Annotated in this window: 13 protein-coding genes; 6 read left to right on the top strand and 7 right to left on the bottom strand. The window is 66.6% G+C overall.

The genetic code is table 11. From position 1 onward, the window contains the following. Window positions 1-93: 93 nt before the first annotated feature. Both H5V44_RS03710 and H5V44_RS03705 read left to right on the top strand, forming a co-directional pair. Window positions 94-930, top strand: a complete 837-nt coding sequence (locus H5V44_RS03710) for a bacteriorhodopsin (RefSeq protein ID WP_185191765.1) — start codon at window positions 94-96, stop codon at window positions 928-930. A 193-nt stretch (window positions 931-1,123) separates the two neighbouring features. Next, a complete protein-coding gene (locus H5V44_RS03705) occupies window positions 1,124-1,456 on the top strand; it encodes an FUN14 domain-containing protein (RefSeq protein WP_185191764.1) in 333 nt (110 codons plus the stop codon). Window positions 1,457-1,461: 5 nt separating this feature from the next. On the opposite strand, the gene H5V44_RS03700 is transcribed toward H5V44_RS03705, so the two are convergent. Beyond that, window positions 1,462-2,187, bottom strand: a complete 726-nt coding sequence (locus H5V44_RS03700) for a ribosome assembly factor SBDS (RefSeq protein WP_185191763.1) — start codon at window positions 2,185-2,187, stop codon at window positions 1,462-1,464. A gap of 158 nt (window positions 2,188-2,345) precedes the next feature. On the opposite strand from H5V44_RS03700, the gene H5V44_RS03695 reads away from it, so the two are divergent. Next, window positions 2,346-2,540 carry a hypothetical protein gene (locus H5V44_RS03695; RefSeq protein ID WP_185191762.1) on the top strand — a complete coding sequence of 65 codons (195 nt, stop codon included), beginning with the start codon at window positions 2,346-2,348 and terminating at the stop codon, window positions 2,538-2,540. Between the two features lie 71 nt (window positions 2,541-2,611). Here H5V44_RS03695 and trxA read toward each other — a convergent pair whose 3' ends face one another. Further along, entirely contained in the window at window positions 2,612-2,950 is a 339-nt protein-coding gene (gene trxA / locus H5V44_RS03690) for a thioredoxin (protein ID WP_185191761.1), read from the bottom strand. A 119-nt stretch (window positions 2,951-3,069) separates the two neighbouring features. Continuing rightward, window positions 3,070-3,756 carry a 2,5-diamino-6-(ribosylamino)-4(3H)-pyrimidinone 5'-phosphate reductase gene (locus H5V44_RS03685; RefSeq protein WP_185191760.1) on the bottom strand — a complete coding sequence of 229 codons (687 nt, stop codon included), beginning with the start codon at window positions 3,754-3,756 and terminating at the stop codon, window positions 3,070-3,072. 138 nt (window positions 3,757-3,894) lie between these two features. Between H5V44_RS03685 and H5V44_RS03680 the strand changes: the two genes are divergently transcribed. Further along, window positions 3,895-4,920 (top strand): glycosyltransferase family 4 protein, encoded by a 1,026-nt coding sequence (locus H5V44_RS03680; protein ID WP_185192023.1) that lies wholly within the window; start codon window positions 3,895-3,897, stop codon window positions 4,918-4,920. 57 nt (window positions 4,921-4,977) lie between these two features. On the opposite strand, the gene H5V44_RS03675 is transcribed toward H5V44_RS03680, so the two are convergent. Then, the gene (locus tag H5V44_RS03675; RefSeq protein WP_185191759.1) at window positions 4,978-5,505 is read right to left on the bottom strand and encodes a DUF7510 family protein; all 528 of its coding nucleotides are present in this window, start codon (window positions 5,503-5,505) and stop codon (window positions 4,978-4,980) included. A 126-nt stretch (window positions 5,506-5,631) separates the two neighbouring features. On the opposite strand from H5V44_RS03675, the gene H5V44_RS03670 reads away from it, so the two are divergent. Both H5V44_RS03670 and H5V44_RS03665 read left to right on the top strand, forming a co-directional pair. Continuing rightward, window positions 5,632-6,387, top strand: coding sequence for a GNAT family N-acetyltransferase (locus tag H5V44_RS03670; RefSeq protein ID WP_185191758.1), 756 nt, complete (start codon window positions 5,632-5,634; stop codon window positions 6,385-6,387). A gap of 193 nt (window positions 6,388-6,580) precedes the next feature. Further along, the gene (locus H5V44_RS03665; protein WP_185191757.1) at window positions 6,581-7,957 is read left to right on the top strand and encodes a cytochrome P450; all 1,377 of its coding nucleotides are present in this window, start codon (window positions 6,581-6,583) and stop codon (window positions 7,955-7,957) included. A 122-nt stretch (window positions 7,958-8,079) separates the two neighbouring features. On the opposite strand, the gene acs is transcribed toward H5V44_RS03665, so the two are convergent. The 3 genes from acs to H5V44_RS03650 all read right to left on the bottom strand — a co-directional run bounded on the left by acs (window position 8,080) and on the right by H5V44_RS03650 (window position 11,668). Next, window positions 8,080-10,065 carry an acetate--CoA ligase gene (gene acs, locus H5V44_RS03660; protein WP_185191756.1) on the bottom strand — a complete coding sequence of 662 codons (1,986 nt, stop codon included), beginning with the start codon at window positions 10,063-10,065 and terminating at the stop codon, window positions 8,080-8,082. 84 nt (window positions 10,066-10,149) lie between these two features. After that, on the bottom strand, window positions 10,150-10,788 hold the full coding sequence (locus H5V44_RS03655) for a ferredoxin--NADP reductase (RefSeq protein WP_185191755.1): 639 nt from the start codon (window positions 10,786-10,788) through the stop codon (window positions 10,150-10,152). 64 nt (window positions 10,789-10,852) lie between these two features. Next, the gene (locus H5V44_RS03650; protein WP_185191754.1) at window positions 10,853-11,668 is read right to left on the bottom strand and encodes a succinylglutamate desuccinylase/aspartoacylase domain-containing protein; all 816 of its coding nucleotides are present in this window, start codon (window positions 11,666-11,668) and stop codon (window positions 10,853-10,855) included. Window positions 11,669-11,761: the final 93 nt, after the last annotated feature.

Here is an 11,761-nt window from a genome sequence, read left to right as displayed (position 1 = left end):
CCCGAGCAGTGTGACAATTTAAAAAATATTGTGGCCATTTATTTTCCGAATCGGTCGTACTTATTTATACAGTGAGTCCGTAATCGTGGTTGTATGTCGGGTGCAAGCGTACTGAACGGAATCGCCGTACCGCTGCAGCAAACACAGGGTCAGGTAGCCGACCAGATCGCGGGGAACACGTTGCTCGCTTCCTCGCTGTGGGTCAACATTGCCCTTGCCGGGGTATCGGCTCTCCTGTTCGTGTATATGGGTCGGAACATAACGAACGGACGGGTGAAAGCCATCTGGGGTGCGACGCTGATGATTCCGCTGGTGTCGATCTCCAGCTACCTCGGACTCGTGTCCGGGCTCACGGTCGGACTGATCCAGATGCCGGCGGGCCACGCACTCGCCGGCGAAATGATACTCAGCCAGTGGGGCCGGTACCTCACGTGGGCGCTGTCGACGCCGATGATCCTGCTCGCACTCGGCCTGCTCGCCGACGTCGACATCGGCAGCATCTTCACCGTCATCGCCGCCGACATCGGGATGTGTATCACCGGCCTCGCGGCCGCACTGATCACGTCGTCGTACGGGCTCCGATGGGCGTTCTACTTCGTCAGCTGTGCGTTCTTCGTGGCCGTGCTGTACGCGCTGGTCGCCCAGTGGCCGGACGCCGCTGCGGAGGCTGGAACCAGCGAGATCTTCAGCACGCTACGGGCGCTCACGATCGTGCTGTGGCTGGGCTACCCCATCATCTGGGCGATCGCCCCTGAAGGGCTCGCGCTCATTCCGGTCGGGATCTCGTCGTGGGGGTACTCCGCGCTGGACATCTTCGCGAAGTACATCTTCGCGTTCCTTCTGATCCGCTGGGTCACCAACAACGAGTCGTCGATCCGCGACTTCGCCATCACCGGTAGCGGTGGGCACGCCGCACCCGCAGACGACTGATACGGAGTATTGTAGTCAATTGCCGGTCATCGCCGGATACAGGGTCGGCGATGACCGGCAGTTCGTTACAATAATCCGTATGATACCGATCGCTCTCGTCTCTTTTTCGTTTTTTCCCGGAGAACCCCGGATTTCGTTCTGACCGTCCGATTCCTCCACAAACGACTTATACCGCCAATATCGAGTGAGTGGTATGCTCGAATCGTTACAGTTGTCGCTCGATCCCACACAGCTCGGCATCGAGTTCGGGAGCGGTGCGGTCATCGGCGGCATCATCGGCTTCGCGGCCAAGAAAGTCGCCAAGGTCATCGCGGTGCTCGTCGGGCTGGAGCTGGCGCTGTTCAAGTTCCTCGAATCCCGCGGCATCCTGACGGTCGACTGGGAGCGGTTGAGTTCCGGCGTGCTCCAGAACGCACAGGCCGCAGCCGACGGCACGCCCCCGGGCTGGGTCTCGACGATCCTCTCGACGCTGTCCGTCTCGGCGGGGTTCACCGGCGGCTTCTTAGCCGGATTCAAGAAGGGATAACCCGACTACCGCGTGCTGAGTTCGTCCTTGTCCTTGATGACGCGGGTCTCGGCCTCGCCGGAGGTCAGTTCGTTGACCAGGTCGTAGAAGTCGTTCCGCATCCCGGCGGGGAAGGTGACGACGCCGACCCACGACCCGTCGGGCTGCCACTCCTCGCGCTCTAGGTCGCCGTACTCCCGGACCTGCGCCTGGGTGCTGCCGGCGTGATCGGCAGGAACCTGGACCGCGACCGTCACCTCGTCGAACCGGATGGGGATCACCGGCCGCAGGGCGTCGAGGGCTTCGTCGACCTGCGCCTCCACGGGCTCCATCGGGTCGACCTGGAACCCCGCTTCCTCCAAGGCGCGTTCGATCCGCTCGGGGGGATGGGGGGCGTTGTCCATCTGGGGGTTGACGGCGTTCCGCGCGATCCGGTTTATGAGCGCCTTCCGCTTCTGTTCCTGCATCTCCCGGCGCTGTTCGGCGGTGATCTGGATCTCGCCCTGCCGGACGACCTCCGGGATGACCTCCAGGGGGTCCGTCGTCCCGAACACCGTCTCCAGGTCGGATTCGGCGGGCCGGTCGCCCCGGGAGGCGTCGGAGAAGACGTCCTCCGCCGCGATGACGTCCTCGAGGTCGCCCTCGAACTCGCCGCGCTTCATTTCGAGCGCCGCGTCCGGATCCACGAGGACCTCGAACCGCTCGCCGTGGGATTCGAGCCTGGCCGTCACAGCTTCGTCGAGCGAGATCATACTGCCTCGTACTCGTCCCGAGGTAAAAAGCCCTCCCTGCCCGCGGGCGCACACACCGATGCCCACGCCGCGATTAATCGCTCGTTAACATCGATTTCAATCGCCGAGGTCGAACTAATCGGCTATTAGTTAAGAGAGTGTCCGACGAGTAATGCGATATGACCACCCCCGGCACGATCGACGCATCGGACGGCGACAGGAACACGTACCACATCGTTTGCCACGACTGTCCGACCGAGTTCCTCACCGACGGGCGGACGGAAGCGGAGCAGCGGCTCTCCGAACACCGGAGGTCGACGGACCACAGCGTCGAGTTCGCGTCGCTGGGCGTCCCGGAAATGGAAAACGAGTAAGCGACGCCGGTCGGTGGACCGACAGTTTCGGCGCTCAACCGGCGACGCCGGGGTCGGCGGCGCCTGCCGGCTCAGGCCGCCAACTGCTCGATGATGCCGACCAGGTCGGATTTGTCCTGGACGCCGACGACGCGTTCGGCCTCCTCGCCGTTCTCGTAGAACGCCAGCGTCGGGACCGACCGAACGCCCGCGTCCTGGGCGACCGCCCGTAGGTCGTCGATGTCGACTTTCAGGACCGTCGCGTCGGTCTCGGCCGCGATCTCCTCGACGGTAGGCTCGAGCATCTTGCACGGGCCGCACCACTCCGCGTGGAAGTCGACGAGCACGACGTCGTGCTCGCCCAGCAACTCCTCGAGGTGGTCTTCGCTCTCAACGTGGATCGGCGTACCGGTCGTCTCGGGGGTACTCATCGGTCGACAGTACGGCGGGCAGCCTCTTACTTATTTCGAGGGTGGGACCGCAGCCCGCACGACCGCCTCGCGGTGTCGGTACGGGCCGCTTACGCCCTCCAGGCGGCCGATCCTCGCCGCTACCGGTCCGTTTCGACCCATCCGTCGACGCCGTACTCCAGCAACACGCCGTCGTCGACCCGACGGACCTCCTCTAAACGCAGGTCGGGAACCGACTCCACGAAGCCGTCGCCGTCGACGAGGGTCGGCGCGTCCCGGCCGCCGAGAACCAGCGACCCGACGTACACCGAGAGTTCGTCGACCAGCCCGGCGGCGAAACACGAGAAGATGATCTCCCCGCCGCCCTCGACCATCAGGCGGTCGATCCCGCGGGCCGACAGCGCCGAGAACGCGTCGTCGAGTGCGACACGGTCGTCGTCGCCGGCGACGACGACTTCCGCGCCAGCCCGGTCGAGCGCCCGCCGGCGCGAGTCCGGTGCGGCCGAAGCGACCACGACGTAGGTCGTCGCGGCGTCGTCGAGGATCCGTGCGTCCGCCGGCGTCCGCCCCGTCGAGTCGACCACGACGCGGGCCGGGGTCGCGGGGTCGCCGCGGTCCGTGCGGGCCGCCCGGAGCGACGGGTCGTCCACGGTCAAACGTGGGTCGTCGGCCAGCACCGTCCCGACGCCGACCAGTACCGCGTCGGCGTCGGCACGGAGCCGGTCCACCCGGGCGAAGTCGTCGGGGCCGCTGATCCGGACCTGCTCGCGGCGCCGCGTCGAGAGCTTGCCGTCCGCGCTCACGGCGGCGTTGACGAAGACCTCCATACCGACGGGTGGCGCCCACGGATGAAGCGGGTTTCGGTGCGACGGGTCGGTCCCGGCGGCGTAACTATGATTATCGTACCGGATGGACTTATGTGCGAGAGCGTAGAGGTTGGGACAAGGATGCCGCCCAAGGTACTGATGCTCGGGTGGGGGTTCCCGCCGAACGTGAGCGGGGGACTCGACACGCACGTCGGGGAGCTGTTCGACGGGATGCAAAAGCAGGGGATCGACATCGAGCTGGTGTTGCCGGCGGAGTACGCCCCGCAGGACCGGACGGGGATCGTCGGCGTGGAGACCGGCGATGGCGACATCATCACCCGCGTGGGGCGAATGAGCGAACCGTTCGCGGAGCGTGCGGCGGACGCCGACATCGTCCACACCCACGACTGGTTCGGCTACGGCCCCGGCTCGCGCGCGAAGGCGAACGCCGACGTGCAGTGGGTGTCGACGTTTCATTCGCTGTCGTCGGACCGGAACCTGAACCCCCCGCGTCGGGAGGTCGAGACCGAACGCCGACTCGCACAACGGGCCGACCACCTCATCGCGGTCAGCGAACTCACCGCCGACGACGTCAGGGAACAGTACGGCGGCGACCCGACGGTCATCTACAACGGGTTCTCGGAGTGTTCCACGACCGGCCGCGACTTCAAGGCCGAACTCGGAATCGACGGGGAGATGCTGTTCTTCGTCGGCCGACACACCGACCAGAAGGGGATCGCCCACCTGGTGTACGCGATGGAACGCCTCGACCGCGACGACGTCACGCTGGTGATCGGCGGTTCGGGCCACCTCACCGATCAGCTCAAGCGGTTCGCGGAGCTGCTCGGGATCGACGACCGGATCGAGTGGGTCGGGTACGTCCCCGAGACCGAACTCGGCGACTACTACGCCTCCGCGGACCTGTTCGTGTCGCCGTCGCTGGCGGAGCCGTTCGGGATCACGATCACGGAGGCGCTGTCGGCGGGGACGCGGGTGGTCGCAACCGAGAGCGGCGTCAACGAGGTGCTCCCGGCGGAGTCGGTCGTCGAGGTGGAGCCGAACTCGAAGTCGATCGCCGCCGGGATCGAACGGGCGCTCGAACTGGAGGGGGTCCCCGAGTACGACCCGATCACCTGGGACGAGGTCGTCGATCAGACCGTCGCGTTCTACGAATCGATCGCGTGAGGCCGGTTGCGGCCGACGGGTCGGGCAGGTAATCGCCGGGGGCGTCCCAACGCCCGGTCACCGGAGGACGCGGACGTCAGTGACGGGTTCGGGGTGGCGGATCCGGTACCCGTCGGCGGTCGCGGACAGCCCCTCGCCGTGGGTCGGTTCGCCGGAGCCCCCGTACGGGCTGTCGTCCTCGATGCCCCGATACGGGCTGTCCGTCTGCGCCGACTGGTACGGGCTGTCTGTCGGTGCAGACTGGTATGGGCTGTCCGTACGCACCGATTGGTACGGGCTATCTGTCGGGGCGGACTGATATGGGCTGTCCGTCGGGGCGGACTGATACGGGCTGTCCGGTTCCGATCCCTCGGACCCGTCAGTCTCCCCCGCACGGCCCTCGCGGCTCCCGGGGGCGTCGCGGTCGAAGTCCTCCGGCGGGAGGTAGATCCGCTCGCCGGACGCCGAGCGGACGACCACGGCCGTGTCGCGGTCCCCGCGCATCGTGATGACGGTCTCGCCGTCCTCGATCTCGACCGAGAAGGATACCGGTTCCTCGGCGGCCCCGCCGTCCGTCCGGCCGGATTCCTCGCGTGGTGGCGTCATACCGAACGGGTCGGCGGCGACGTACTTATACTTCAGCCACCCGAAGCGACGGAGTCGTTGTCACACGCGGAACGACCCGTCGGATCGGTCCCGGGATATCAAGTAGGGGGACCACGAACTGTAGGTATGGACATTCGGGATGCGACCACGGAAGACGTCGACGCGATCCGTCGGGTCGCGGCCGCATCGATGCGGACATCGTACGACCACGCCATCGACGAGGAGACGATCGCGGCGGCCGTCGACGAGTGGTACAGCGCCGACCGGCTGACCGACGCCCTGGCGGACGACGACTCGGTGTTCGTCGTCGCGGTCGATTCGGGCTCTGTGGTCGGGTTCGCACAGAGCGAGGTCGCGGAGGGCCGGGAGTCGGTCGGCTACCTCGACTGGCTGCACGTAGTGCCCGACCACCGCGGCGGCGGGATCGGCTCGCAACTGCTCGCGCGGCTCAAACAGGAACTCGTCGTCGCCGGCGTCGACCGCCTCGAGGGTCGGGTCTTAGAAGAGAACCAAGCGGGGGTGTCGTTCTACGAGGAACAGGGGTTCAGCGAGGTCGGAACCCGGACCGTCGAGATCCACGGCGAGACGTTCGAGGAGCGCGTGTACACGACGTTCCTGGAGGATACCGACTCCGATCCCAGCGGGCTCGTCGAGCGGGCGGTCGACGGTCGAACCGTCTACGTCGCCTACGACGAGTCCGCACGCGGGTCGGAAGCGCCCTTCTTTGCGGTCTACCTCGACGAGGACCGGGAGAACCCCTACGGATGGATGTGTGGCGGCGACGAGGGCTTCGACGTCGCGATGGACACGATGGAACGCCTGGAGTGCAACGAGTGCGGCAACCGCCGGAAGGCGGCGCGGTGGGACGCCGCGTATCTGTAGTCGGGCCGTTCCACCTCGATCCACGAGGGTCACAGTGTAACTTCCGCATCGGGGGGCTCAGTACGCCGGTGGAGGTCCATCTGCGCCGACCGGAGTTCGCTACCGAGTCGGTGAGGCGAGCCTCGTGCGGACGTCTCCGCGACGCGCTTTCCCGGGAAAATGATTATTTACTATCATCCGGATACGCTCGCGTATGACGGGTGGTGACACGTCCACAGGTCCGGATGGTGAGACCGACGAGCTTCCGCCGGGCCCGGATGGGCTCCCGGTGCTGGGCAATACCCACCAGTACCTCAACCAGCCGATGGGCTTCTTCGACGAGCTTGCCGGGTACGGCGATGTCGTCCACTGTGAGTTCCCGCGTATCGACGCCGTCGCCGTCTTCCATCCCGAGCAGATCGGCGAGGTACTACTGGAGCAGGGCACCTACGAACGGTGGAACTTCGACGAACTGAAGCAACTTCTCGACTACGAGGTCGCACCCCGAGGTCTCACGTTCACACGTGGTGAGAAGTGGAAACAGCAGCGTCACTTCCTCCAGCCGATGTTCGGGTTAGACCGGCTGGAGGGATTTAGCTCGGCGATGGTCTCGGCCACGGAGCGGCTGATAGAGGGGTGGGACGACGGGGAGGAGGTCGTCATCAACGAGGAGTTCTCGGGGCTGACACTGTCGATACTCACGAATTCGCTGTTCGATTTCGACCTCGGCGAGCACCGGCAGGTGATCACGGAAGCCGCCGACGAACTCCAGGCGATGGCGAATATGAGTGGTCTCAGTGCCGTCGAGATGCTCCTCCCCTCGTGGGTGCCGACCCACGGGAACCGACGGTACGAGCGGGCTATGGATGCGTTCGACGAAACGGTCGATGCGCTCATCGAAGCGCGGAGAGCGACCCCCGGCGAGTACGACGACTTCCTGACGATGATGCTGGAAACGGAGGACGACCACGAGTATACGATGACCGATGCGGAGGTTCACGACCACCTGATCACGTTCCTCATCGCCGGGCACGAGACGACAGCGATGGCGCTGACGTTCACGTGGTTGTTGCTGGCGACCCACCCCGACCAGCGGGACCGGGTATCCCGGGAAGCCACGGCCGTGCTTGACGGCCCACCGACGGCGAACGACCTCGCCGACCTCACCGTTACCGAACACGTCGCCAAGGAAGCGATGCGGCTCTATCCACCGGCGGGGATGCTGTTCCGCGAGGCCGTCAAGGAGACAACTCTCGGAGGCTACCGCGTTCCCGAAGGAACGAAGCTTCTGCTGCCACAGTTCACTGTCCACACGGACGACCGGTGGTTCGACGCGCCCGAGCAGTTCCGACCCGAGCGTTTCACCGATGCCCGGAGCGACGGGCGACCGGAGTTCGCGTACTTCCCCTTCGGCGGTGGCCCCCACCAGTGTATCGGAATGCACTTTGCGATGATGGAGTTGAAACACATCATCCCGATGCTTGCCCGACGTGTGGAGTTCGAGCTGTTGAGCTCCCCCCAGCCCGAAACGAATATGTGGTTGACATTACAGCCGTCCGAGGACGTTCGGATGCGTGTTCACAAACAGTGAGACGTAGCGGGCGGCAGCTCACGCGTTCACCGGTTCGGGGGATCCCGCCCGTCAGGGTGGGGGTAGGGCCTGCTCGGAGGCGAACACACGGGTCACCGGCGGTAATCGGCGCCGTGGCCCGGTTAATCGCCGCTTGCCTGCTCCTGGATGTCGCTGACGACGTCGGGGTTCCGGAGGGTCGTGGTGTCGCCGAGCTCCTCGCCGTTGGCGATCTCTTCGAGGAGTCGCCGCATAATCTTGCCCGAACGGGTCTTCGGGAGTTCCGGCGTGAACGTCACTTCCTCGGGGCGGGCGATCGGGCCGATGGCGTCCTCGACGCCCTCGATGATCCGATCGCGCGTCTCCTCGGTGCCATCGTAGCCGTCCTCGAGGATGACGTACGCGTAGACCGCCTCACCCTTGATGTCGTGGTCGCCGCCGACGACAGCGGCCTCCGCGACGCCGTCGACGCCGACGATCGCGGATTCGATCTCCATCGTCCCCAGCCGGTGGCCGGAGACGTTGACGACGTCGTCGACGCGCCCGAGGATCGTGATGTAGCCGTCGTCGTCGATCTTCGCGCCGTCCTCCGGGAAGTAGACCCACTCCCCTTCGTCGGGATCTGAGTACTCGTCCCAGTACTCGTCGATGAACCGCTCGTCGTTACGGTACAGCGTCCGTAGCATCCCCGGCCAGGGCCGCTGAACCGTGAGGTAGCCCGCCTGTCCGGCGTCGACCTCCTCGCCGTCGGTATCGACGACACGGGCGTCGATCCCCGGCAGCGGCGGCCCCGCCGACCCCGGCTTCATCGTGCCGATCCCCGGCAGCGTCGACACCATCATCCCGCCGGTCTCGGTCTGCCACCAGGTGTCGACGATCGGGCACTCCTCGCCGCCGATGTGCTTGTAGTACCACTTCCACGCCCGGGGGTTGATCGGCTCGCCGACAGTGCCGAGGAGCCGGAGGGTCGAGAGGTCGTAGGACTCGGGGTACTCCGGCCCCCACTTCATGAACGCCCGGATGGCGGTCGGCGCGGTGTAGAACACGTCGACGGCGTACTTCTCGACGAGTTCCCACAGCCGGCCGCGGTCGGGGTAGTCGGGCGTGCCCTCGTACATCACCGTCGTGGTCCCGAGCGCCAGCGGACCGTAGACGATGTATGAGTGGCCCGTGATCCACCCGATGTCGGCCGAACACCAGTAGGTGTCCTCGGGTTCGAGATCCAGGACGGCGTGGGAGGTCCACGCCGTGTACGCGAGGTAGCCGCCCGTGGTGTGTTTCACCCCCTTGGGCTTGCCGGTGGTGCCGGAGGTGTACATTAAGAAGAGCATGTCCTCGGCGTTCCGCTCGACGGGGTCGACCCGGTCGCCCTGGAAGTCGGCCAGCAGGTCGTCCCAGTCGTGTTGGTTGCCCTTCAGGTCGTGGCCGAACCCGTCGTCGCCGAGGCGGTCCACGACGACCGTGGCGTCGACGCCGTGGTCGACGCTGGACAGCCCCTCGTTTGCCTTCGCCTGGTGGTCGAGGGGGTCGCCGCGGCGGTAGTAGCCGTCGCAGGTGATGAGGTATCTGGATTCGGCGGCGTTCATCCGCGTGGCGAGCGCCTCCGCGGAGAAGCCCGCGAAGACGACCGAGTGCGGCGCGCCGATCCGGGCGCAGGCCAGCATCGCGATCGGTAGCTCCGGGACCATCGGCATATACATCGTGACGACATCGTCCTCCTCGACGCCGAGGTCGCGGAGGGCCGCCGCGAACTCGTTGACCTCGCGGTAGAGGTCCTGGTAGGTGTACGTCCGGGTGTTCCCGTGTTCGCCCTCCCACTTGATCGCGACGCGGTTCTTGTCGCCGGCCTCTACGTGGCGGTCGACGCAGTTGTACGACGCGTTCAACGTGCCGTCGGCGAACCACTCGTAGAAGGGGCCCTCGGAGTCGTCGAGGATCTCCGTGTACTCCTCGTCCCAATCGAGGAGGTCGGCCGCGCGGGTCCAACACTCCGGCCACTCCTCTTCGAACTCCTCGTAGATCGACTCGTCGGCGACGTTCGCCTGCTCGATGAAGTCGTCGCTCGGCTCGAACGCTTCCTGCTCGGCCAGTCGCGCTTCGAGTTGTCCGTCACCGCTCTCGTCCGTCATAGACGTTCACAACATTCGCGTAGCGGCCCATAAATCCCGGCGGTGGTCCTCGGCGTCCGGTAATCCGTCCGGTCCGAACCACCACTACCCGAAGTTCTCGACCTTGGCGTCGTCGGGGTCGACCCCCGCACCATCGAGCGCCGCGGTCGCGTCCTCGATGAACCCCTCGAACCCGTAGACGAACACCTGTTCGTCGGCTGCCCCCGTGACCGCGGCAGCGACGTGGCCGTCGATGTCGCCGTCGGTGACCACCACGGACGCGCCAGCCGCTTCGAGCGCGTCGAGCCGCTCGGCGTGGGCGGGTGCGTCGGCCCGGTAGACCACGGCGACATCGTTGCCGTCGGCGACGACCGCCTCGCCGATCCCGACCGCGGGGCCGACGCCCGGGCCGCCCGCGAGCACGACCACGCGGGACTCGCCCTCGTAGAAGTTCCGACCGAACGGCCCGGAGATGTCGACGGTGTCGCCCGCCGCGAGGTCGGCGAGGAACTCGCTGAACGGTCCGGCCTCCTCGGGGTCGATGCCGACGGTGATCTCGAAGGTGTCGTCGACGCCCGGCGAGGAGAGCGTGTAGAACCGCGAGTACTCCTCGCCGTCGACGGTGCCGACGAGCTTCAGGAACTGTCCGGGCTCGGCGTCGAGATCCGCGGGCGCCTCGAACTCGATCGCGATCGTCCGCGGTCCCACGTCCCGGACCGCGGTGACGGCGACTGTCGCATCCATACTTCCGTTTGGTGTTGCGGCGAGAAGGGCCTTGCCTTCCGCGGCGGCCACGCCGCGGGGCGGGTCACTCCCCGGCGACCGCGCCGATCTCGCCGGTCCGATCGGCCGCGTACCCCAGCAGCGCGTCGTGGCCGCTCGCCGACAGCAGCACGGGCCAGAACTCGGTTTCGGCGGTCAGTTCCTCGCCGGTCCCAGTCGTCGCGTAGGCGGTTCCGGGGGCGACGCGCTCGAAGTTCCCGGCGTGGACCCGGTAGGTCGTGCCCGGGGACTTCTCCAGCGTCTCCCGGACGCGGTAGTGGGCCGTCGGCGTCGGCTCCGGCTCGCCGGGGAGTGCGTCCATCACACGGAGGTACGCCAGCAGGCAGTCGTAGGCGGTGTCGGCCGCGGCGTCGGAGCCCTGGTAGCCGGCCTCGACGTTCACGAACCCCGGCAGGTTCACGCTCCGACCCGACACGACCCCGGTGAAGTCCGCGGCGTGGGCGAGCGGCAGCGCCCGCATGATCTCCGCCTTCCCCGGCGTGAGATCCGCGAGCGTCCCGAACGGCTCGTCGAAGGAGACCGTGGAGTGAAACCCGAGGATCGTACAGTCGTTGATCGCCTCCCAGAGGTCGTGCGCCAATCGTTCCTCGTAGGTGTCGCTTGCGGGGTCGCCGGGGAACAGCCGGTTGAGGTCGCCCTCGACGTAGCGGGTGCCCGCTTCGAGCGCGCGCTCGTTGGCAACGACGAGTTTCACCGGCCGTTCGAGGTGCTCGACCGGGCCCTCGTCGAGAAACCGTTCGATGGCGCGGACGCCACAGGGCTCGTCGCCGTGGATCCCGCCGACCGCTGCGACCTCCGGCGCGTCGGCCGTATCGTCGGGGCCGACTGTCTCGACTCGCATACCGAACGGTGGCGGCTCGAACCACTAAACCCTCCCCGATTCCGCCTCCGGGTGGACCGCGTCGCCGTGATTTATTCCGTCGCATCCACAACC

The sequence above is a fragment of the Halobellus ruber genome (assembly GCF_014212355.1).
GTDB classification, from domain to species: domain Archaea; phylum Halobacteriota; class Halobacteria; order Halobacteriales; family Haloferacaceae; genus Haloquadratum; species Haloquadratum rubrum.
The sequence above is the reverse complement of the archived record's forward strand: the minus strand, read 5'-3'. Positions and strand labels throughout refer to the sequence as shown.